This is a genomic window from Pseudomonas sp. NPDC077408 (genome assembly GCF_050269105.1).
Taxonomy (GTDB): Bacteria; Pseudomonadota; Gammaproteobacteria; order Pseudomonadales; family Pseudomonadaceae; genus Stutzerimonas.
In genome coordinates this window covers 274,095-297,312 of record NZ_JBNNHS010000003.1, presented here as the reverse complement: position 1 = coordinate 297,312, position 23,218 = coordinate 274,095, and the positions used below count along the sequence as shown (strand labels likewise).

The 23,218-nt window shown below is 60.1% G+C and carries 17 protein-coding genes and 1 pseudogene; 12 read left to right on the top strand and 6 right to left on the bottom strand.

What is annotated here, in order from left to right:
* Position 1 precedes the first annotated feature (1 nt).
* The 7 genes from ACQKEK_RS10630 (at position 2) to ACQKEK_RS10600 (ending at position 7,114) form a co-directional block, all read left to right on the top strand.
* Positions 2 to 943, top strand: a complete 942-nt coding sequence (locus tag ACQKEK_RS10630) for a MerR family transcriptional regulator (RefSeq protein ID WP_128121388.1) — start codon at positions 2 to 4, stop codon at positions 941 to 943.
* Positions 940 to 2,367: a deoxyribodipyrimidine photo-lyase gene (gene phrB, locus ACQKEK_RS10625; protein WP_499142532.1), complete on the top strand. Its 1,428-nt coding sequence runs from the start codon at positions 940 to 942 to the stop codon at positions 2,365 to 2,367. Before ACQKEK_RS10630 ends, phrB begins: the two co-directional genes overlap by 4 nt.
* Entirely contained in the window at positions 2,364 to 2,792 is a 429-nt protein-coding gene (locus ACQKEK_RS10620; RefSeq protein WP_499142530.1) for a nuclear transport factor 2 family protein, read from the top strand. The genes phrB and ACQKEK_RS10620 overlap by 4 nt, the downstream gene beginning before the upstream one ends.
* Positions 2,789 to 3,040, top strand: coding sequence for a hypothetical protein (locus ACQKEK_RS10615; protein WP_499142528.1), 252 nt, complete (start codon positions 2,789 to 2,791; stop codon positions 3,038 to 3,040). Before ACQKEK_RS10620 ends, ACQKEK_RS10615 begins: the two co-directional genes overlap by 4 nt.
* A gap of 15 nt (positions 3,041 to 3,055) precedes the next feature.
* Positions 3,056 to 4,303, top strand: a complete 1,248-nt coding sequence (locus ACQKEK_RS10610) for an NAD(P)/FAD-dependent oxidoreductase (protein WP_499142526.1) — start codon at positions 3,056 to 3,058, stop codon at positions 4,301 to 4,303.
* Between the two features lie 129 nt (positions 4,304 to 4,432).
* A complete protein-coding gene (locus tag ACQKEK_RS10605) occupies positions 4,433 to 5,932 on the top strand; it encodes a methyl-accepting chemotaxis protein (RefSeq protein ID WP_499142524.1) in 1,500 nt (499 codons plus the stop codon).
* A gap of 420 nt (positions 5,933 to 6,352) precedes the next feature.
* Positions 6,353 to 7,114: an SIR2 family NAD-dependent protein deacylase gene (locus tag ACQKEK_RS10600; RefSeq protein WP_499142522.1), complete on the top strand. Its 762-nt coding sequence runs from the start codon at positions 6,353 to 6,355 to the stop codon at positions 7,112 to 7,114.
* A gap of 34 nt (positions 7,115 to 7,148) precedes the next feature.
* On the opposite strand, the gene ACQKEK_RS10595 is transcribed toward ACQKEK_RS10600, so the two are convergent.
* From ACQKEK_RS10595 to ACQKEK_RS10585, 3 genes are all read right to left on the bottom strand, one after another.
* Positions 7,149 to 7,769 carry a glutathione S-transferase family protein gene (locus tag ACQKEK_RS10595; RefSeq protein WP_499142520.1) on the bottom strand — a complete coding sequence of 207 codons (621 nt, stop codon included), beginning with the start codon at positions 7,767 to 7,769 and terminating at the stop codon, positions 7,149 to 7,151.
* Between the two features lie 63 nt (positions 7,770 to 7,832).
* On the bottom strand, positions 7,833 to 9,839 hold the full coding sequence (locus tag ACQKEK_RS10590) for a UvrD-helicase domain-containing protein (RefSeq protein ID WP_499142518.1): 2,007 nt from the start codon (positions 9,837 to 9,839) through the stop codon (positions 7,833 to 7,835).
* 103 nt (positions 9,840 to 9,942) lie between these two features.
* Entirely contained in the window at positions 9,943 to 11,841 is a 1,899-nt protein-coding gene (locus tag ACQKEK_RS10585) for a sigma-54-dependent Fis family transcriptional regulator (RefSeq protein WP_499142516.1), read from the bottom strand.
* A gap of 404 nt (positions 11,842 to 12,245) precedes the next feature.
* Here ACQKEK_RS10585 and ACQKEK_RS10580 point away from each other — a divergent pair, with 404 nt between their 5' ends.
* Both ACQKEK_RS10580 and uvsE read left to right on the top strand, forming a co-directional pair.
* Entirely contained in the window at positions 12,246 to 14,075 is a 1,830-nt protein-coding gene (locus ACQKEK_RS10580) for an NAD(P)-binding domain-containing protein (protein ID WP_499142514.1), read from the top strand.
* Between the two features lie 156 nt (positions 14,076 to 14,231).
* The gene (uvsE, locus tag ACQKEK_RS10575) at positions 14,232 to 15,254 is read left to right on the top strand and encodes a UV DNA damage repair endonuclease UvsE (protein WP_499142512.1); all 1,023 of its coding nucleotides are present in this window, start codon (positions 14,232 to 14,234) and stop codon (positions 15,252 to 15,254) included.
* A 50-nt stretch (positions 15,255 to 15,304) separates the two neighbouring features.
* Here the strand turns inward: uvsE and ACQKEK_RS10570 are convergent, their stop codons facing one another.
* Positions 15,305 to 15,895 carry a YqaA family protein gene (locus ACQKEK_RS10570; protein ID WP_499142510.1) on the bottom strand — a complete coding sequence of 197 codons (591 nt, stop codon included), beginning with the start codon at positions 15,893 to 15,895 and terminating at the stop codon, positions 15,305 to 15,307.
* A 247-nt stretch (positions 15,896 to 16,142) separates the two neighbouring features.
* Here ACQKEK_RS10570 and ACQKEK_RS10565 point away from each other — a divergent pair.
* Positions 16,143 to 17,817: pseudogene (locus ACQKEK_RS10565) on the top strand (putative bifunctional diguanylate cyclase/phosphodiesterase).
* 93 nt (positions 17,818 to 17,910) lie between these two features.
* On the opposite strand, the gene ACQKEK_RS10560 reads toward ACQKEK_RS10565, so the two are convergent.
* The gene (locus tag ACQKEK_RS10560) at positions 17,911 to 18,186 is read right to left on the bottom strand and encodes a hypothetical protein (RefSeq protein ID WP_241509247.1); all 276 of its coding nucleotides are present in this window, start codon (positions 18,184 to 18,186) and stop codon (positions 17,911 to 17,913) included.
* A 201-nt stretch (positions 18,187 to 18,387) separates the two neighbouring features.
* The gene (locus tag ACQKEK_RS10555; RefSeq protein ID WP_499142508.1) at positions 18,388 to 19,521 is read right to left on the bottom strand and encodes an aminotransferase class V-fold PLP-dependent enzyme; all 1,134 of its coding nucleotides are present in this window, start codon (positions 19,519 to 19,521) and stop codon (positions 18,388 to 18,390) included.
* 628 nt (positions 19,522 to 20,149) lie between these two features.
* Here ACQKEK_RS10555 and ACQKEK_RS10550 point away from each other — a divergent pair.
* The gene (locus ACQKEK_RS10550) at positions 20,150 to 21,850 is read left to right on the top strand and encodes a glycoside hydrolase family 5 protein (protein WP_499167607.1); all 1,701 of its coding nucleotides are present in this window, start codon (positions 20,150 to 20,152) and stop codon (positions 21,848 to 21,850) included.
* Between the two features lie 227 nt (positions 21,851 to 22,077).
* A complete protein-coding gene (locus ACQKEK_RS10545) occupies positions 22,078 to 23,166 on the top strand; it encodes an endonuclease/exonuclease/phosphatase family protein (RefSeq protein ID WP_499142504.1) in 1,089 nt (362 codons plus the stop codon).
* Positions 23,167 to 23,218: the final 52 nt, after the last annotated feature.

Genomic DNA, 23,218 nt, shown 5'->3' with positions numbered 1-23,218 from the left:
CATGACCCTGACTATTGATGATGAGATCGATCCCAGCCGTGAAGACGGCTGGTTTCCGATCAGGGAGGTAGCGCGCCTCACTGGAGTCAATCCAGTCACCCTGCGGGCTTGGGAACGTCGTTACGGGCTGATCGTGCCGCGTCGCACGCCCAAGGGCCATCGGCTCTATGACGACAGTCACGTCAAGCGCATCCAGAGCATTCTCAAGTGGCTCGACCGCGGCGTTGCAGTCGGTCAAGTCAAGCCGTTGCTGGATGCACGCCAGAGCATCAATCCCACCGAGCACAACCAGTGGGCCGGAATGCACGACCAGATGTATCAGGCTGTCACCGACCTTTCCGAGCGACAGCTCGATGACAGCTTCAACCGTGCGCTGTCTCTATATCCACCACTTACCCTGTGCAAGCACCTGCTAATGCCCCTGCTGCTGAGCCTCGAACAACGCTGGACCAGCTCGTTCGGCGCGGAGCTCGAGCGTGGATTGTTCTGTTCATGGCTGCGAACCAAGCTCGGCACCCGCATCTATCACAGCAACCGCCAGTACAACGGCGCTCCGCTGTTGTTGATGACCCTATGCGAGCAGCGCTTCGAGCCGGGCTTGTGGCTCAGCGCCTGGCTGGTCTCCAGCGCAGGTTGCCCTGCCGAGGTAATCGAGTGGTCGGTGCCACTGGCGGAACTGCCGCTGGCCCTGGAACGGATCAAACCGCGTGGCCTGCTGCTCTATGCCAGCCAGTCGCTGGATAGTGGCTACCTCAAGCGTCAACTGCCGCGCCTGGCCGACCCGCACGGTATGCCGCTGCTGTTGGCAGGGCCTGCAGCCAGCATTCACCTTGCCGAACTGCGCGACGTACCTGGCCTGACCCTCGCCATCGACCCGCTCGCGGCCCTCGAAGTCCTGCAGGATGGGCCGCTGCTTGAAAATCCAAAAGGTTATCGGGAATGAACCAGCTTCTCTGGCTACGCACCGATTTGCGCGTCAGTGACAATAGCGCCTTGGCTGCCGCGATGAGCACCGGTCCGACCGTGGCGCTCTATCTGATTACACCTGGGCAGTGGCTCGCCCATGACGATGCGCCGTGCAAGGTCGATTTCTGGCTACGCAATCTGGCCGAACTGTCGATACGCCTCTCGGAACTGAACGTCCCGCTGCTGATCCGCACCGTTGAAGACTGGCAGGCAGTGCCGGCGTTGATTGCTGATATTTGCCGCACCCATGAGATCAGTACCCTGCACGTCAACGACGAATACGGTGTGAACGAGCAGCGCCGTGACGAGGCGGTCGCCGAAGCGCTGCGAAAAACGCCCACCAGCATGCGTCGCCACCTTGATCAGCTGTTGTTTGCACCAGGGACCATCACGACGCTGTCGGGTGGTTACTTCAAAGTCTTCAGCCAGTTCCGAAAGGTGTGTTATGCCCGGCTGACACAGTCACTTCCGGCGTGCCTCCCCGTCCCGGATCGCCAGGCATCGCTGCTGATTGTCAGCGACTCGGTGCCGCAGGCAGTCAATGGTTTCGCCCAACCCAGCGACTATCTGCGTTCGCTGTGGCCGGCTGGTGAAGACTTTGCGCAACTTCGCCTTGCTAAGTTCGCCGAGGACGATCTAGCGGACTATCAACAACGTCGCGACTTCCCTGCCGAGCCGGGTACCAGCCAAGTTTCCGCCTATCTGGCTGCAGGCGTCATTTCCCCTCGGCAATGTCTGCATGCCGCTTTAAGAGCCAATCGGGGCGAACACGACAGCGGCAATCCCGGTGCGGTCACCTGGATCAATGAACTGCTCTGGCGCGAGTTCTACAAACATGTACTGGTCGGCTATCCACACGTCTCGATGGGCCGGGGATTCCGGCCAGAAACCGATACCCCGCCCTGGCGTCACGCACCGGATGAGCTGGCGGCCTGGCAGCAGGGCCGTACCGGATTTCCCATCATCGATGCCGCCATGCGCCAATTGCTGGCCACGGGCTGGATGCACAATCGCCTGCGCATGATCGTCGCCATGTTTCTGAGCAAAAATCTGTTGATCGACTGGCGCGAAGGTGAACGTTGGTTCATGCAGCACCTGATCGATGGCGACCTCGCCGCCAATAATGGCGGATGGCAGTGGAGCGCCTCGACGGGGACCGATTCGGTGCCCTATTTCCGCCTGTTCAACCCGCTCAGTCAGTCGGCCAAGTTCGACCCGGACGGCCGTTTCCTGCGGCGTTGGCTGCCCGAGCTGGCGGAATTGGACAAACGCGGAATCCACAACCCGGCGAAGCTGAACGGGCTGTTCGCAGGCGTCGAGTACCCGTCCCCTATCATCGATCTGCCGATGAGCCGGGAGCGTGCGCTTTCAGCATTCAGGCAATTGGGAGAGGCGCTGTGAGCGGCTTTCTGCAGCAGTTTTCGGCCAACTTCGAGCGGCTCGATGTACACAATCTCGACCGCCTTGCCGAACTCTATGCCGACAACATCCATTTCACAGACCCGTTGCATGAAATCTGCGGGCTAACCCAGCTGCACGATTATTTTGCAGAGCTGTACGCCGACCTCACGTCGCTCGACTTCGAGTTTTTCGCCTTCGACGAGGTGCGGGAAGGCGAAGGTTATCTCCGCTGGATCATGAGCTTTCGCCATCCCCGCCTCAATCAAGGCCAGCTCATCAGCCTGGAAGGCTGCACCATGCTGCGCTGGAATGCGGCTGGCAAAGTGGTGCGTCATCGCGATTATTTCGACGCAGGCGCCTTGATTTATCAACACGTTCCCGTTGTCGGATCGATGATTCGCTGGTTGCACCGGAGGATCGCATGAGCCCTTCGCAATGCCTTTGGCTGACCAGTGCGAGCCGCGGGCCTGGTCAGGCATTGGCCGGTCAGCAGGGCTTCTCAATGCCCAAGCGCTGGCCAGCAGAACGGGCAGCACGCCATATCGCCGGCACGCTTGATCGGCAACCACATGGCCTCGTCTTTCTGGCGGCGTCTTTCGCTGCCCTGCGTTTCACCTCTCTACTACCGGCACGCCTGCAGTACGCACTGGGCCAGCGCATGGCGCGCCGTTGATCAAGGAAAATAGTCATGAAAGTGGCGATCATCGGAGGCGGTATCTCCGGCCTGACGAGCGCGCACCTGCTGCATCGCGAGCACGACATCACCCTGTTCGAGGCAGCTGGCTGGCTTGGCGGACATACGCATACGGTAGACGTCAGTCTGCTGGGTCGCGATTACGCAATCGATACTGGCTTTATCGTATTCAATGAACGGGCCTATCCCAACTTCATCGAACTGATCGAGCGTCTCGGCGTGGCTTTCAAACCGACCGAAATGAGCTTCTCGGTCAGCGATCCGTTATCCGGCTTGGAATACAACGGCAATAACCTGAACACTCTTTTCGCCCAGCGCAGCAACCTCTTGTCGCCCTCCTTCTGGAACATGGTTCGCGACATTCTGCGCTTCAACAAGGAGAGCCTCGACGACTATGCCAATCAACGCATAGCCCCGCACGTCACGCTCGGCGAATACCTGCGTTGGGGCGGCTATAGCCAACGTTTGATCGATCACTACATCGCGCCCATGGGGGCCGCAATCTGGTCGATGTCGCTGCATGAAATGCTCGGTTTCCCGCTGCTGTTCTTCGTTCGTTTCTTCAAGAACCACGGGTTACTGCCGGTCAGCCAACGGCCCCGGTGGTATGTGATCGAGGGTGGATCAAGCGCCTATATCGAACCGCTGACCCAGGGCTTCAGCCAGCGCGTCCGGCTCAACTGCCCGGTATTCGAAGTGAACCGCGATCGGCTGGGCGTGACGGTCGTCAGTGCGCAGGGTGCCGAGCGTTTCGACAAAGTCATCTTTGCCTGTCACAGCGATCAGGCGTTGAGGCTGCTAAATGCACCGACCCCGGCCGAACAGCAGATTCTGGGCGCACTTCGTTATGCCGATAACGACGTGGTGCTGCACACCGATACCCGGCTGTTGCCAAAGCGCCCGCTGGCGTGGGCCAGCTGGAACTACCGCCTCGGCAGTCCGGGCGAGCAGCTGGCAGCGGTCACCTACAACATGAACCTGCTGCAGGGTATCGAAGCGCCGGAAACGTTTTGCCTCAGCCTGAACCAGACCCGCTTCATCGACCCTTCGCGGATTCTCGGGCGCTACACATACGCTCATCCGCAATACAGCCTGGACGGAATCGCTGCACAAAATCGCGCCGATGAACTGTGCGGCCCGAATCACAGCTACTTCTGTGGCGCCTACTGGGGTGATGGCTTTCATGAAGACGGCGTGGTCAGTGCGATGCGGGTGGCCGATGCGCTGGGCAACTGGGGTTGAGCGCCAGCCACACAGCACCCCGAGTCTTCCATGCCACGAACCGGCCATGAGCCGATGAGCGGTCTGAGTTCCAATTCAAAACCAGCCGATATAGCGATGCGCGCCCGAGCGCTTTACGAGAGGTATCCGATGAACAGCCCGACCTTCACCATGCAAGACCACTACCGCAAGGCCGATCGAATCATGCTTGGCGTGCTGTGGTTTCTCTTCGTCTACGCGCTCGGTTTGGCAGCAATGAGCGGCAGCTGGGCACAGGCCATCGTCGTGGGTGGCGGTACCGCACTCGCGATGACAGTGCTCAACGCACTGATTTCAGGCGAGCGGCTGATGCGCTGCCTCATCGGCGCTGCGTTCATGGTCATGTCAGCGCTGCACATCAACCAGGAGCACGGCATGCTGGAGATGCACTTCGGCATCTTCGCCCTGCTCGCGTTCCTGGTGTATTACCGGGACTGGCTGCCCATCGTCGTGGCTGCTGCAACCATCGCGGTGCATCACCTGGCGTTCTTTGCACTACAGCAGCAGGGTGCCGAGGTGTTCCTGATGCCCCATGGCACCTGGGGTGAAGTCTTCCTGCATGCGTTTTATGTGGTACTTGAGAGTGCCATCCTCATTTATCTTGCGATACGCGGCAACGCCGAAGCGCGCGAAGGCGAAGCGCTGCTGAGCGCTGCGGCAGAGATCACCCGCAACCCTGAACGGATCGACCTCCACCATCGCTCCGCAGCCAGCGGGCCGGTAGGCGAGCGGTTCAATCAGCTGCTTGATCAACTGTCCGAATTGGTCAGTGCGGTCGTAATCGATGCGCGCGGCCTCGACGGGACGGCTGGCAGCCTGAGCGCCGCAACCCGGCAAATGCGCGACGGTGCCGATCTACAACTGGGCGAAACCGCACAGATGGTCGATGCAATGCAGCAGATGTCGACCGCCATCGAAGAAGTCGCCGGTCATGCCGATCGGGCGGCACAAGCGGCACAAGCCGCAAACACGAAGGCGGGACAGGGCCGGCAATCGGTCGCGACCAGCCGTCAGGAAATTGCCCAGCTGGCGCAGCGCATCGACGGAACCGACGAGGTCATGCAAGACCTGGCCGCCCAGTCCGAGCAGATCGGGCGCGTGCTCGAAGTGATCCGTAGCATCGCCGAACAGACCAACCTGCTGGCCCTGAACGCCGCCATCGAGGCTGCTCGGGCCGGGGAACAAGGTCGAGGCTTTGCGGTGGTTGCCGATGAGGTGCGTAACCTCGCGCAGAAAACGGCGACTTCTACTCGCGAGATTCAAGAGATCATCACGCGCCTGCAGCAAAGCAGCCGCAAAGCCGCCGATTCGATGCAGGTCAGCCGGCAGAGCGTGGCCCGTTGCGTCGAAGACAGCCAGCACACAACGGTGCTGCTGGAATCCATGGCGCAGGAGATCGAATCCATCAGCCATATGAACGAGCTGATCGCCGCCGCAACCCATGAGCAAACTGCGGTTTCTGCGGATATCGCCAGCCACCTGCAGAGCGTTCAGCAGATCGCCGAGCAAAACGCTGTAGATGCCAGCAAGCTGGAGCAGGATAGCGTTAGCTTGACTGCGCTGGCCTCACGACTGGGCACGCTCAGCGGACGCTTCGCTGTTCGTTCATAAATGACATCAGGGCTTCGGTTGTACACCGGAGCCCGCGGCCTTCCCTGCTATCAGCCCCTTGGGAGTGACTACAGTCCGGAACATCAGCCGTACGAAGCCGCTATCAAACATCAGGGGCCGGTCAATCCCGAACGGTGCGTGAGTCAAGGTCCGCGACGCTTACCTGGTCCCGTCCTCTACGTTTGGCGACATACAAGCGACGGTCCGCAGCATCTACTAACGATGCAGCCATCTTGCCTATGCCCGCGCCCACAGCGATTACCCACGAGCGTAGCGACGCCGATACTCTGAAACGTTGGAGCTTGAGTAACGAATGGCCTCACTGGCAGTCGCTATGGAATGACCGTCTTTGTTGGCACCTGGGTGCCTTGAATGGTATTGGTCGCTTTCAGCTCAATCGCCGCACAGAGGAGTCAGCTCATGATCCCAGCCCCATTGGTCGACGCGCTGCGTAGCGCCAGGCACGTTGTGGTTTTTACAGGCGCAGGCGTGTCGGCAGAAAGCGGTATTCCGACCTTTCGCGACTCGCTCACCGGGTTATGGGAGCGTTTCGACGCGGCATCGCTGGCAACGCCCGAAGCCTTCCAGGCCGATCCGCCTCTGGTCTGGGGTTGGTATGAGTGGCGTCGGATGAGGGTCCTGCAGGCCCAGCCGAACCCTGCGCACGTGGCCATTGCCGAACTGGCCCGCCACCTCCCTCGCCTCACGCTTGTCACCCAGAACGTCGACGACCTCCACGAGCGCGCGGGCAGCACCGACGTCATTCACCTGCATGGCAGCCTGCATCAGCCACGTTGTTTCAGCTGCGGCGAGCGCCCCGACACACCGCTGGGCATGCCGGACGAGCCAGAAGGTGGACGCCGACTGGAGCCGCCGAGCTGCAATGCCTGCGGCGCAAAGCTGCGCCCCGGCGTCGTCTGGTTTGGCGAAAGCCTGCCGACCGAAGCACTGAATACCGCCTTCGCTGCCGCAGAGACCTGCGATCTGCTCATCTCGGTCGGCAGTTCCGGGATGGTCTACCCCGCTGCTGAAGTCCCGGGACTGGCCTGGCGGGCCGGAGCCGTTGTGGTACACGTCAACCCGCAGCCAACTATCGATCACAGCGAGCGGGAATTTGCGTTGGCAGGGCTCGCTGGTGAGCAGCTGCCACAACTGGTCGATCTAGCCTTTGGTGACCACTGAGCGCCGTGCCTGCCTGGCTGCAGAGCCACGCGCTTCAGGTCAGTGGCGTGACCACCGCCGCCTGATAGGCCGGCCCCTCTAGCAGTCGCTCATACCAGCTGCGCAGGTGCGGTAGGTCCGGGCGCTCGATGGGCATCTCGAACCAGGCGTAGGCGAAGCAGCCGAGCGGAATGTCGCCCATGCCGAACGAGGCGCCACCCAGATAGTGTTGTTTCGAGAGGGTCTGGTCGGCGATAGCCAACAACCTTGCGCACTCGCCGATTGCCGCCTGTACTGCTGGCATATCACGTTGATCCGGCGCAGTGCGCACCATGTTCCAGAACACCGTACGGAAGGGAGCGGCCAGCGACGAGGTGACCCAGTCCATCCATTTGTCCGCCTCCGCGCGCTCGGCAGGGTCTGCGTTCCAGAGTGCTCCTTCCCCATAACGAGCGGCCAGATAGCGGACTATGGCATTGGACTCCCACAGCACCAACGCGCCGTCTTCCAGGCATGGCACCAGCTGGTTGGGATTCTTGGCGATATAGTCTGCGTCGCTTACGACCCCGAAGGCGCCGCCTGCATCGATTCGTGTGTAGGGAACATCCAGCTCTTCAAGGCACCAGAGCGCCTTCTTCACGTTGGTCGAGTTCGCTCGGCCCCAGAGTCTCAACATGCGATTCGCTCCTGTTCTTAATCGATCAGTCAACGCTCAACCCTAGCTGTAAATTGCCGCGGCTTAACGGGCCTTACCTTTGTCAGCAAGCAGCCGCATCGCACCCTGCGCTTTCTGCGTGTACCAGAACACCCGACTTACACCGCGAGTGATCGCCACGTACGCCAGCCGCAGGTTTTCATCCGCCATGGCCTGGTCATAGCTGTTCCGAAAGAAGCCGCTGTAGGCGTACAACGCACTGCGCAGCGGGTGGCGTTCACTCGGCAGGCAGTCATCGACGATGATCGCAACTTCCGCCTGCAGTCCTTTGGCGCGGTGGATGGTATATGCCTTGACCGGCAGCTTGCGATCCAGCTGCGCCTCGATAGCCCGCAAGGGTTCGTTGCGGCGGCTTAGAACCAGTACGGCATTGCGATCGGCGTTCGGCAGCCCGGCGACGTGGTCGCACTGGGTCTGGATATCCCGGATCAGATCGGGCAGACGGGTCTTGATATCGAAACGGGTGACCAGCTTCACACCATGATCGCCTGGCTGCGTTGGGCGGCTCGCCTTGCTGGCTTTCGCCTGTTTGACCGCAACGCCCGCCAGCACGGCTTCGGCGTCGCGGATTACCGGTTCGATGGAACGATAGTTGGTTTCCAGCACCAACGTCCGACTTTGCTTCGCCCCGCCCTTGGCCGGGAAGTACTTGTCGAAGTCCATGAACAGCTCCGGCGAACTGCCCCGCCAGCCATAGATCGACTGCCAGTCATCACCGATTGCCATCAGGCTGACCGTTCCACCCTGTCTCGCAAGGGTGCCGTGCAACGCCTGCAGCCACTGAACGATCTGTGGCGATATATCCTGAAACTCGTCGATCAGCAGATGGCTGAACGGCGCCAGCGCATCGTCGGAAACCTTGCCACCGCCGTTCAGCTGCTGAGTGAGGGCTTGGAAGGCGCCGTTGAACGTCATCAATCCCTGGGCTTCCAGAACGCTTTGGAAATGCCGCCAGAACAGCTGCAGCGCTTCGATGAAGTTACGCTCGGGTTCCTTGCACGCCAGCCGTGTCAGTTGAATCTGGTCGATGCGAATGCCGATGCTTTCGATGAAGCCGGCTTGGACATAAAACGCCTCGAACAACGGCGCTGTTCTGAACTCACCGGCCAGCTTGCAGCCGTCCAGGGGCGCACGCGGAACCGCTCGCCGGGTGCCGGACTCAGGCGGCGGAGCGAGACCTAGCAAGGCATGCACCAGCTCCCGGAAACGTTGGTCTTCGGCGTAACAGCGCTGGTACGCCTCTTTCAACAACCGCAACTGGCCGGCCCGTAAGCGCGACGCGGTGAGCGGGTTGTCCAGCTCGGTGGACGAAGCCCCCTTCTCGTCCAGCTGTTCGAACCACTGCGGCTTGCCGAGCAGGTCCTTGGCCAGCACTGCCATGGCCGAGTGGAAGGTACGAACGCACTGACGTGCGCGGGCCGGATCAAAGTCGAAATTCCAGAACCCCAGCACTCGGATCAGTTGCTCGCGCAACTCGGCGCAGGAGGCATTGGTGAAGGAAATCACGGTGAGCCGCTCGGGCGGGATGTCCAGGTGGCAGAGCATGAACACCACGCGCAACACCAGCGTCGTGGATTTGCCCGAGCCCGCCCCGGCGAATATCCGCGTTGCTGGCGACTCTTCAAGAATCATCGCCCATTGCTCGTCGGACGGCGCTCGGATCACGCCAGCGTCCACCGCCCGCCCTACTCGCAGGCGCATGGCCTGGATCTGTTGTTCGTTCACGGAGAGTTTCGCAGGGCCGTAGATACCGTCACCGGCCGGCTTGCGCGCCTTCGTTCGGGGCTTGGACGCAACCTTGGGCGCGGTACTGGCAGCCGCATCTGTACGGCGCGTTGGCTTAGCGGCTGACTTGGCTTTCCTGACCTTTTTGCCTGGATGCCCCGACTTGCCGCCGGACTTCACCCCGGCGTCCGGCCAGCGACGCAGAATCAGATCATCTTCGGACTGAACGTACGCAGAGGTACGCGGAAAACAACGCGCGAGCGCACTGGAAACCAGCAGCTTGTAGCGCTTGACGGCAGACAGCATGAACAACCAACCGGAGCTAGACAGGTGGCCGATATGGTACGGCTTTTTGCCTTGGGGCTGGGCTCCAGGCGACAAGCCCGCCAAGTGTTCCCGCAGTACCGGGTCAGCTTCGAGTGATTCCGTACTTGCGCAGTTTTCGGTACAGCGTGTTACGGCTGATCCCCAGCTGCTGCGCAGCACGACTGACATGCCACTGGCGCGCGTCGAGAACCGCTAACAAGGCCTCGCGCTCGGCCTGACCCAGCGGATCCTGGGCTGGCTCGTGCATCGTTAACGGCGGGTATGCAGGAAGCACAGCCTCAACGTCAGCGCCGCCGATAAAACCGTCCTCAGCCAAGGCGATCAAGGTTCTGAGCACGTTGCGCATCTGCCGAACGTTGCCAGGCCAGCCATAAGAAAGGAGCAGCTGACGCGCCCTGTCGTCCAGCTGTACGGCCTCCCCTCGTGCTTCCTTCTCGGTAAGGTGATCAAGCAACGCGTCACGATCGCTGCGCGCTCGTACCGGTGAAAGCTCCACGGTCAGCCCATTAAGACGATAGAAAAGGTCTTCGCGAAAGCGCCCTTCGGCGACCAATCCTTGCAGGTCGCGGTGACTGGCGCTGATCAGTCGCACGTCCAGCGGCGTCGGCACGACAGCGCCCAGTGGTACGACTTGGCGCTCCTCCAATACACGCAGCAACCGGGTTTGCAGGGCCAGCGGCATGTCACCGATCTCATCGAGAAAGAGGATGCCACCGTTGGCCTGCTGTAGCTTGCCCGCCATGCCTTCCTTGCGTGCCCCGGTGAAACTGCCGCCGCGATAGCCGAACAGCTCGCTCTCGATCAGCGTTTCGGGTATCGCGGCGCAGTTAAGCGCAACGAACGGTTTTTGCGCCCGCGAACTGGTGCGATGAAGAGCGGCGGCGAACGCCTCCTTGCCCGTTCCAGTCTCGCCGTACAGAAGCACCGGCACGTCCCGCTCCATGACCTTTAGCGCTCGTTGAAAGCGGTTTCGCAGAGACGGGTCCTCGAGGCACAACCCCGCTGTTTGCGGATCCGCGCGTTGGCCCCGAGCCTGGATTACGCGCATTTTCGGACCGCGTAGCTGGCCGTGCAGCAGCTGGCCGTCCAGTGTGCGAAGCGGCCAGCAGGTGCCTGGCTGCGGTGTGGCGCGTTGCAGCAGTTCGTCCAGGCGAATGTCCAACACCTGCTCCAGCGACATCCCCAGCAAGGCGCTACGACGAGCGCCAAGCAACCCCAGTGCCGTATCGTTGGCGGCGCTTATTCGGCCGCCACCATCGAACGCCAGCAGCCCTTCGCTGAGCAGACCAATGTATTCGGGCTGAGCGTGAAAGCGCAGCAGATAGGCGCCCTCGCAATGCTGCAGAAAGAAGCAGCTTTCGATCAGCTTCGCCGACAGATTGGTCAGCGCCATGGTGTGAAAACGCTGTTGGTGCGACAGCTCTTCGCGTGCCGATGACACGTTAAGTACCGCCAGTAATTCGCCCTGCGGATCGAACACCGGGCTGGCCGAGCAGGTCAGCGTGGCATGACGGCCACGAAAGTGTTCGTCACGGCAGATGGTCAAGGCCTGGCGTTCGAGCAGGCACATTCCGACGCCGTTGGTGCCCTCGACCGCCTCGTCCCATACAGCTCCGAGCCACAGGCCGGCGCGCTGGAATTCCGTGCGCTCGGCCTCGCTGGAAACGCTGTCGATCACTACGCCACGCGCATCCGTCAGCAGGACCGCATGGCCAGCGCCGCCCAGTTGCTGATGCAGGCTGTTCATCTGCCAGTGCGCCACACCGACCACCTGCTGCAACTGTTCGCGGTGCTCGCGCAGGCGCGTCTGCTCGACTACGCAGGTTGCGCGTGCGCTCGTTGGGTCGAGACGGTGCTGATCCAGGCAGCGCCGCCAGGAACGAGCGATGGCGGGGTCGGAAGCAGGCCCATGGGCCGCGCTCAGTCCTTCACCGAAACTGAGAACCTGATGGGCATGCCGAGCGATGTGCGGTGACGTCATTGTTGTTTTTCTCCGCGCTGTTTCATGAGCGGTTTGCGCCAGCATAGGCCAATCAGTCGCGCAGCGCATGCCGTCCCAAACAGGAGACAGACTGTCACCGCCGACTGTGTCAGATCCGACACAGCCACGCTCCATCAGCGACGTGGTCCGTGCAACGAAGCCGTCTACAACGCGCGTTCCCGATCCCTGGCCCGGCCTTTGCTCTGATCAACGTGGTATCCGACCACAACAACAATGATCAGGAGAACTCCATGCCCCTTTCGCTTCCCCGCCCTGAACGAGCCATCGACTGACCCAAGCGGGCACCGTGCGGTTGCGCTAGCAGCATCCAGCGTCAACGCATGCCAACCGGCTTTGTGGAAACGCTGAGCATAGATAACAAGAACCTTCGCAAGGACATACCCATGAACATCAGTATCGACTCCATGACCCCTGCCGAGACACCCACTGCCCAGCTCGCCGCTTGGGTCGAACGCCTCGGCCAACGCCTCGCGCAACGTGACATCGACGGCGCACTCGATCTCTTTGCCGAGGACTGCCATTGGCGGGATCTGGTCCTGTTCAGCTGGAACCTGGTCACGCTCGAGGGCAAGGCGGATATCCGCGACATGCTTGAAGCCCGTCTTGAGGAGACCAAGCCGGAGAGCTGGAAACTCGAAGGTGAAGCGACATTTGCTGACGGTGTGCTGGAAGGCTGGATCAGCCTGGAAACTGAAGTCGCGCGCGGCAAAGGTTACGTGCGATTGAAGGACGGCCTGTGCTGGACATTGCTTACCACCATGCGTGAACTCAAGGGTTTCGAGGAGCCGACCGGGCGCCGCAGGCCGATGGGTGCCGAGCACGGCCATGGCCGTGTCGATCGGCGCAACTGGCTGGAAAAGCGCCGCGATGAAGAAGCCGCACTCGGCATCACCGAACAGCCCTATTGCCTAGTGATCGGAGGCGGCCAGGGCGGGCTGGGGCTGGGCGCACGACTCAAGCGGCTGGGCGTGCCCTCGCTGATCATCGACAAAGCCGAGCGGCCCGGCGACCAATGGCGCGGTCGCTACAAGTCGCTGTGCCTGCATGATCCGGTCTGGTACGACCACATGCCTTATCTGCCGTTTCCGGAACATTGGCCGGTGTTTACACCGAAGGATCAGATCGGCGACTGGCTGGAAATGTATGCCAAGGTCATGGAGCTCAACTACTGGGCCAAGACCGAGTGCGTCAGCGCCAGTTTCGATGAAAACGAAGGTCACTGGACCGTGCAGGTGCTGCGCGACGGCAAGCCGCTAACGCTCAAGCCCACTCAGCTGATCCTGGCCACCGGCATGTCCGGTGTACCCAATGTCCCGGTGTATGCCGGCGCGCAAAGCTTCGCAGGTCAGCAGCACCACTCCAGCCAGCATCCGGGCGGCGATGCCTGGCGCGGCAAGCGCGCCGTGGTCATCGGTGCGAACAACTCGGCACATGACATTTGCGCCGATCTGGTGGAAAACGGCGCTGAGGTAACCATGGTGCAGCGCTCCAGCACTCACATCGTGCGTTCCGACTCGCTGATGGATATCGTCTTCGGCCCGCTCTACTCCGAGGATGCGCTGGAAAGCGGGCTGACCACCGATAAAGCCGACATGCTCTTCGCATCCATCCCTTATAAGGTTCTGCCCGAGTTCCATCGCCAGGCCTTCGACCAGGTAAAAGAGCGCGACAAGGTGTTCTATGATCGCCTCGCCGCTGCCGGCTTCATGCTCGACTTCGGTGACGATGAGTCCGGCTTGTTTCTCAAGTACGTGCGTCGCGGCTCGGGGTACTACATCGACGTTGGCGCCTCTGAGCTGATCGCCAACGGCACCATCAAGCTGAAGAGCGGACCAGGGCTGAACGTCGAGCGGATCGAGGCGGACGCCGTGCTGCTCAGCGATGGCAGCCGCTTGCCGGCAGATCTTATCGTCTATGCAACGGGCTACGGTTCGATGAACGGCTGGGCGGCCATGCTGATCTCTCAGGATGTCGCTGACAAGGTCGGCCGTTGCTGGGGACTGGGGTCCGGCACCACCAAGGATCCGGGCCCATACGAAGGCGAACTGCGCAACATGTGGAAGCCCACGCAGCAGCAGAACCTGTGGTTCCATGGCGGCAACCTGCACCAGTCACGGCATTATTCGCTATACCTGGCGCTGCAATTGAAGGCCCGATTCGAGGGGCTGGACACTTCGGTATACAAACTGGCGCCGAGCTACCATTGCGGTTGATTTGAATAGCGGGACGCTTACGGGGCCTTCCGGCCCCGTTCTCGTTTCCGCGTTCGACAGTTCATCAGATGCATCGCACGCGGGGCATCGTCGAGGTACTAAACAGAACAGTCATCTGCCGCGCGTAGTTCCAAGCGCTGCCAAACATAGGTCGTTATGTACAGAATCGGTTTCGCCTGCATGTACCGTCATCCCAGCCACAGCGAATCGCTAAAGGAGCTGGAAGCAATCGAGCGCACTTTCAACCCGCGCGCGACCACGCTGCGCTGGCTCAACAGCGTGTCGCAGGAGGTGGCGCGGGAAAAGCTGAACGACATCATCGAGCACAACCTGGCGGCGCAGGTGCGGCTGATCGATTACGTCGGCACACTGCCGGAGCCGCTGCGCATGCTGCGGCTGAGCAGCGATCTGTTGCCCTTCTATAGCCATCCGCAGGCGGCGGATTTCTATCGCCAGACAGACGTGAGTAACGCGATCGAAACGGGCTTCGCACAGATCGGCGAGCGAGCCAGAGCCTTGGGCATTCGCCTGTCGCTGCACCCCGGCCAGTATTGTGTGCTGGCTTCGGACAAGCCCCAGGTGGTGGAAAACAGTCTGGCGGAATTCGAGTATCACGCTGACATGATCCGGATGATGGGCTTTGGCCGGCAGTTCCAAGACTTCAAGTGCAACGTGCACATCGCAGGTCGCCTGGGCGTCGAAGGCATTCGTTCGATATGGCCACGGTTATCGCAGGAAGCGCGCCACTGCATCACCTTCGAGAACGAGGAAAAGACCTACGGCGTCGATGATTGCCTGCAGCTCGCCGACCTGGCGCCCGTAGTGCTGGATATCCACCACTGCTGGATCAACGAAGACCGGTACATCGACCCACACGACCCACGCGTGGCGCGCATTATCGACAGCTGGCACGGCGTAAGGCCAACCATGCACTATTCGCAGCCGCCGGAGCGACTGATGGAAATGGGCTTTTCCGCCGAGGAGAAAATGGAGATGCCAGCCCTGCTCGAAACGCTGAGCAAGCGCGACCTCTACAGCCACAGCAAGCGCATGTGGAATCGCTGGACCAATCTCTACGCCCGTGAATTTCTCGACCGTTTCGACATGATGTTCGAAGCCAAAGACAAGAACCTCGCCACGCTGGACTATTACCGCGAGTACCTAGAGGGGCGCGCCTAGCGGTCTCCCTGCCACCTCATGCGGCGGCTGATCGCGATTCGCGCAGCGGTTCAGGGCGCCCACTTGAACCACAGCCACACCGCAAACAATACGACCCCGGCGATGCCTATCGGCTTGGCATGGTGATTCCAGATATCCAAAGCCGCTTTGCCCGCCACCGCGATCAACAGTGCAAGGCCGTAGTAACGGGCACCCCGGGCGATACAGGCGGCCGCCAGAAACAGGAAGATCGGATAGGCGCTGGCGCCCGCCACGAGCATGGCGATCTGGAAGGGTATCGGGATGATGCCAATCGCCAGGATTGCCATGAAACCATCCTCCCGGAACTGCTGATCAAACGCGTCGTAAGCTTCCTGTCCGCCAAACAGCCCAACCAGCGTATCGCCCCACTGATCCATCGCAAATACACCCAGGTAGTAACCCAGCGTGGCGGCTGTGAGATTTCCGGCCAGCGCGACCGTTGCGATCCGCCATTTACGGTCAGCGTGACAGAGCATCCAGGGGATGAGAATCACCTCGATGGGAATCGGGATGAGCAGCGTCTCCATCATGGACGCCGCAAACAGCAGCGGCATGGCGTGACGCGACTTATCAAGGCGATCGAGCCAGGCTCGTGCGGAGGTCAGACGGGGTTGGGACATAGAGGAGCTACCGGGTTGAATAGGCAGGACGACGGCCCTGCTGCTGCGCTTATTCATCGGAGTTCCAGGCAGACCACCCGTTCCTGAACCGGCGTGATTTCCAGGCCCGTAACGCCGGCTACACTGCAGAGAACCAATACCCTACTCCCCCGCTGCACTTTCCCTGCCGCGCCGAGTCAGTATTAATCCAAAGGGGCCCAATCGTTTCGAGTGCACCTAAGCCCGAGGTCGCTAGCATGGTTAGCCGATGACTGACGATAAATATCGTACTGCTGTAGACGCAGCAGCGATCTATTCAGAGACGGATCTCCGCGGGACCATTACTCATATCAATGATCAGTTCTGTGCGATATCTGGCTACACCAAGGAGGAACTGATTGGCACGAACCACCGCCTTCTCAATTCTGGTCAGCACCCTCCCGAATTCTTTCAGACGTTATGGCGCACCATCTCAAGCGGCCATATCTGGAAGGGCGAGATGCAACCGCCGCAAGGACGGCTCGCTCTACTGGGTCAATAGCACCATCGTCCCGATCAAGGACGACCTGGCGCAACACGTCGAGAAATACATTTCTATCCGGTTCGATGTGACGGAAAAGCAGGAGTTACTTGAGGCCATGCGGTGGCGAGCGTCCCACGACGTGCTCACTGCACTCCCGAACCGAGTCTATCTGCACGACCGGCTCCATCAAGCCATCTCGGCAGCGCAGCGTCATGGGCGTTCGCTTGCGGTATGCATTCTCGATCTCGACGGCTTCAAAGCGGTGAACGATCGCTACGGGCACGCCACGGGCGATTTGCTACTCGTCGAGGTGGCGAACCGGCTGACGCGGGAACTGCGCACGGAAGACCTTCTTGCGCGTCTAGGCGGGGACGAATTCGTGCTGCTGCTGGATCAAGTCAATGAAACGCTGCTTCCTGCTGCGTTGCAGCGCGTCCTAGACGTCATTGCCGTGCCCTTCCACATCGACGGATACGTTATGAAGGTTGCCGGCTCTCTCGGCGTAACCATCTACCCACAGGACAACGAAGGCCCCGACACCTTGTTGCGCCATGCTGATCAAGCGATGTACGAAGCCAAGCAAAGCGGTCGTAACCGCTTTCGCTTCTTTGACGTGTCGATCAGTCAGAAGACGCAGGAAGCCTTCAAGAACATAGAGTCCGTGAAACAAGCGTTGGAGAACAATGAGCTGCGCCTGCACTACCAGCCCAAGGTGAACCTGCGCAACGGGATGGTAATTGGTTTTGAAGCACTGCTGCGGTGGCAGCACCCGGCGCTGGGTCTATTGCCACCTGACGCGTTCCTGCCTGCGGTGGAGCGGACCGATGTCATCATAGATATCGGCGACTGGGTGATAGAACAGACGTTATGCCAGCTGCGCATCTGGAACGCAGAAGGACATCATTGGCCGACGAGCGTGAACATCGCGGCGCGGCATTTCCAGCTACCCAATTTTGTCGATCGATTGCAGCGCCTGCTGGCCAAGCATTCGGATGTCGAACCGCGGTTACTTGATCTCGAGATTGTCGAGTCCACGGCCATCGACAATCTTGAGCACGTCAGCCAATGCCTGATCGACTGCCAGCAGATGGGTGTTACCTTTTCGCTGGATGACTTCGGCACGGGCTTCTCATCACTCAACTACCTCAAGCGATTACCGGCTCAAACGATCAAGATCGACAAGTCATTTGTGCGTGACATTCTTCACGACAAGGACGACCTCGCTTTATCCGAGGCAATCATCAACCTCTCGCGGACGTTCGAACGCGAAGTGATTGCGGAAGGCGTAGAAACGGACCTGCAAGAAAAAATGCTACTGGGGATGGGGTGCTATCTGGTCCAGGGATACGGTATAGCGCCACCCATGCCGGCAGACCAAGTGTCTGACTGGGCGAACCTTTACGAGTTAACGCACCGATAACAAACGAGGATGGCAAACGTGCCCGCGATGATGATCTTGAATGATTGAATATCCTGCGCGAACCTCCACCAGCTCGCGCAGGATGGCAGGTGGTCAGGAATTCCTTAGTTGAATGTCATGCTCCCGCCGTCTGGCCAAGATGTCCGCTGCAACGAGTGCAAGTAACGGCAAGACACCGACCTTGAGGCCCAGCTCCCATGATCCAAGGAACCCAATCAGTACCGCTCCTACAACAACGATGGCAGCAACGCAGTGAGCGCAAAAGCGCCACAACTCGAGTGCAACGACCTGAGCATTCTGGTTGTTGGTCATAGTTAGCCCCTCTTTCTTGTTGTAATAAGCTTTGTACAATTCCAGCGTAGCCAGCATAACGGTTCGTGCAAACACATTTTTGTTTCAGGAATGTGTCTAGCTCGCAGGTTCTAGCACCTCTTAACCCTCCCAAAGACCGTAATCGCAAGCCATCTCGCGCGTCACGCACCGAAACGACCGGCTTGCGAATCAGTCGCAACGCCCCCGATTGTTCGACGAGCGGTCTAGATTTAGCCTGCCCGTTGTACCCGCACGGGCCTAGCCGGCGACGATTTGCTCGAGGGCGCCCTGCAAGATATCGATGGTCCGGTCGACGTTTTTTAACTTCTCGAGCCCAAACAGCCCCATGCGGAAGGTCTGGAAGTCCTCAGGCTCATCACACTGCAGCGGGACACCGGCGGCAATCTGCAGACCTTGCTCGGCAAATTTGCTGCCGTTCTTGATGCCAGCATCGTCGGTGTAACAAACCACCACCCCGGGCGCTTCGAACCCAGCGGCAGCCACGCTCTTGAAGCCCTTCTGCGTCAGCAATGATCGGACTCGCTGCCCGAGCTCCAGCTGCTGCGCACGAACGGTTTCAAATCCGTAGTCTCGAGTTTCCAACATGACATCGCGAAAGCGCGCCAAGGCGTCGCTCGGCATGGTGGCGTGATAGGCGTGACCGCCCTGCTCGTAGGCCTGCATGATCTGCAGCCATTTCTTCAGGTCGCAGGCAAAGCTGCTGCTCTGAGTCGCCTCGATGCGTGCCTGGGCATCCTCGCTGAGCATCACCAGTGCGCAGCACGGTGAAGCGCTCCAGCCTTTTTGAGGCGCACTGATCAGCACATCCACACCGCTCGCCTGCATATCAACCCAGAGCGCACCGGAGGCAATGCAATCGAGTACGAACAGCCCACCCACCGCATGCACGGCGTCGCCGATCGCGCGCAGGTAGTCGTCCGGCAGGATGATCCCGGACGAGGTTTCCACATGGGGAGCAAATACCAGGTCCGGCTTGTTGGCTGAAATGCTCGCGATCACTTCATCTATAGGCGGCGGCGTGAACGCAGCTTGCGCAGTCTGATCCAGTGGTCGCGCCTTCAGCACAGTTGACTGCGCCGGAATCCGGCCCATGTCGAATATCTGCGTCCATCGATAGCTGAACCAGCCGTTGCGAATCACCAGACAGTTGCGGTCGTGGGCCAGCTGACGTGCCACCGCTTCCATTCCGAAGGTGCCGCTGCCCGGCACCACTGCAACCGAGTGGGCGTTGTAGACAGATTTCAGCGTGCTGGAGATGTCGTTCATCACGCTCTGGAACGACCGGGACATGTGGTTCAGCGATCGGTCCGTGTAGACGACCGAATATTCGATCAGCCCATCGGGATCAACGCGAGGGTATAGCTCCGACATGGAATGACTCCGCAGATAGAGACCTGACTTTGACCCTGCCCGAAGCTTGAGCGCTTTACAACAACCAAAGCGTCCTCCCAGCTCGGCCGCCTGCAGCGAAACGCTACGAACCCAGTGCCGCTTACATGCAGTTGCCGTTGCCCTGACACCCAGCGCAACCAGCAGCCGGAATTCCAGAATAGTTCAACAAATAACCTACCGTTTATCGGATTACTTCCTTAGCTAGAAGGGAGACAGTGTTAACGGTTAATTCAAAAAAATGACGCCATCATTCGCGCAGCCCTTACAACTGAAGGGCTCCAGGCCGGCGCGCACCGACAACAACGTGGCGACTTAATATCAAACTGCTATTAATCACTGAGATAGTCTATTTATTGGCGCCAATACACGGTCGTTAAAAGTTTTGGCGATTGTCAAAATAAATTATAAGTACGCAAACGAAACGGGAGCTTTCACAGCCCTGGTCGTTTTACTGATTGGTTCGTTCTGTTTGTGGAATACCGCCTGCCTTTGCAGCGCCGCTTATTGATCAACCTCCCCTTGTCGCTACACCGAAACCTAGTTCGGTGTTCATGATCACGGTGAGCCGATGTTTAACCATTTTTCCCCGAGGCCCAGTAAAGGCCTCATGCCTGCAATGGCCCTGGCCACGCTGTTGGGCTTTTTCCCTGTAGGTGACGCTTACGCTGCGAATGCCGTGGATACGAGCGTGTCGAGCCTGTCTTACTCGGCATTGATCAATAAGTTCACCAATAGCTACTGGCAGAACGGCTCTTGGCGCACCTCGGCGGGCGTTTCGGTCGCCGCGACTCAACAGAACATGACAGCGTTCCGAGTCGGCACCTCGGTGCGTACGGCAGATGGGCAGATTCGTACGGTCACCGCGCTGAAACCGGCCAGCGGCGCCCTGACGGTATTCATGAATGGTCCGGTGCTCGACGGCAATCTGGTCGGTTATCCCAACAGGCTCCGCGTGAGCACCATGGCGAGCACCGTACCCGTGCCAGCCGAGCCGAGCCCCGCGCCGGTTGCCTCGTCGAGCCATGCGGCGCTGATCAACAAATTCACCAACAGCTACTGGCTGAACGGCTCCTGGCGTGCGTCGGCGGGCGTTTCGGTCGCTGCAACCGCGCAGAACAAGGCTGCCTTCATAGTTGGCGCATCGGTACGCACGGCCGACGGTCAGGTGCGCACCATCACCTCGGTAAAGCCCGCCAGCGGCGCCCTTACGGTGTTAATGGATGGCCCCGTGCTCGATGGCAATCGCATTGGTTATCCGAACAAACTCAGCCTGGTAGCGGCTCCGGTGATCCTGCCCGCCGCGCCTTCGGCGCCGATTGCGGAGGTCACGCTGCCGGCAATCGAGCCGGTACGCCTTGTCGGTGTTGCGCTGTCTGGCGCCGCCTTCGGTCCTTCGGTCTTGCCGGGTAAACACGGGACCAATTACATCTACCCAGCCGAGTCCTACTACAAAAAATACGCCGAGCAGGGTTTGAAGCTGGTGCGTCTGCCCTTTCTCTGGGAGCGCATTCAACCGAAGCTGGACACCGAGCTCGACACAGCGCAACTGGCATTGCTCACCCAATCGCTCGACTTTGCCCACAAGCATGGCGTGAAGGTCGTGCTGGACATGCATAACTACTATCGTTACTACCGCCAGCCGATAGGCTCCGAAACGGTATCGATCCAGTCGTTCGCCAATACCTGGAAGCGTATCGCGCTGAAAGTCGGCAAACATCCGGCACTCAGCGGCTACGGTCTGATGAACGAGCCGAACACCAAAGGGCTCTGGCCGCAAGCTGCGCTGGCAGCTGCAAAGGAGATCCGCAAGGTCGACCGGATTAACTGGATCTACGTTGCCGGTGACCGGTTCTCCAGCGCCTGGCACTGGCCGCAATCGAACACCCAGCTCATCGCCGATCCCTGGATGCGCGACCCGAACAATAACCTGATCTTCGAAGCCCACATGTACCTCGACCGGGATACGTCGGGGATGTATTTGGACAAGACCGAAACCTTCGCACCGGAGCTCGGCATCAATCGCGCCAAACCCTTCGTGGACTGGCTGAGGACCAACAACCTGCGCGGCTTCATCGGCGAGATGGGCGTGCCGAACTATGCGCCCGATGCGATCGTCGCGATGGATAACCTGCTCGGCTATCTGCGCGAGAACTGCGTTTCGCTGACCTACTGGGCCGGTGGTCCATGGTGGGGCAACTACATTCTTGCACTCGATGTAGCGGGCGGCGCGGAGCAGCCGCAGCTAGCGGTGCTGAGAAAGCATGCCGCGACTCCGAACAGCTGCGCAGCCATTGGCGAACCGCTGTAACCTCGACCGGCAGCCACTCTAGCGAAGGCCTGACATGTTTTACGTGTCAGGCCTTTTTTGTTCTCTCCTTTCTCAGCGGGCCCGCAGGAGGCCGACGCGCTCTCCATCCCTTCATCACAAAACAAGCGGAACCAATCAACGCGTAGACGGGACGAATTCGTTATGCCTGCTTACAGCTACCCGAACGGCCGATATGACGTCGCGCCGAATAGCACCGAGGATCGGTCATGACGGAAGAAATCCTGTTGGCAGCGACTGGTCTGCTGGTCGTGCTGACGTTTCTACCACTCTGGAAGAACCCCGTCTGGTGGGTACGCGGGCTCGATTTCCCCCGCTTGCAACTGTGCGTACTCGCCTTTGCATTGCTATTGGCCCAGGCGCTGTTGCTGCCCTATTCCAAACCGCTTCAGATTTTTATCAGTGCCCTGGCGATTCTCTGTCTCGCCTACCAGGCCTGGTGGGTCATTCCCTACACCCGTCTGTGGCGTCCCGAGGTAAAGACCGCTGTCCCTGGCCGCGAAAAACCCCGCATACGCGTCATGGCGGCCAACGTCCTGACGCCGAACCGCCAGACCGACAAGCTCAAAGCGCTGGTCCGCGAGCACCGGCCCGATATCTTGGTGACGGTGGAAACTGATCAATGGTGGGAGGATCAGCTCGAGGAACTGAGCAACGAATACCCCTACTCCTGCCGGTGCCCGCTGGATAACCTTTACGGCATGCATGTCTGGTCCCGTTTGCCGCTGGAGAATGCCGAAACCTGCTTTCTGGTCGAAGACGATGTGCCCTCTATGCACGCCAGGGTCCGGCTGAACGATAAGCTGGCGATCCGCATGCACTTCCTGCACCCCGCCCCGCCTAGCCCCACGGAAAACGACGAATCAACCGAGCGCGACGTCGAGTTGCTAGTCGTCGCCAAAAGCGTGCGGGACGACCTGCATGACACCCCGGTCATCGTCACCGGTGATCTCAACGATGTCGCTTGGTCCGCCAATACGCGGTTGTTTCGAAAGATCAGCGGGTTGCTGGACCCCCGCGTCGGTCGCGGTATGGTCAACAGCTTCCACGCTCAGCACTGGTTTCTCCGCTGGCCGCTGGATCACTTGTTTCATAGCCATCACTTCCAGCTGGTACGCATCCAACGCCTGCCCGAGTTCGGTTCCGACCATTTTCCCGTACTGGTCGAATTGCAATATGACCCGGCACCCGAACAACAGAGCCTGCAGGGCGACGCAGACGATGAGGATGAAGCGGAGGAAAAGATCCGCAAAGAAGGGGTCAGCGAGTCCGACGTGCCGGAGCCGGAAAAACACTGAACCCAGCGACGCGTGTGCTGGCTTCGAGCAGCGCCCCGGAGCCCGATCCGGC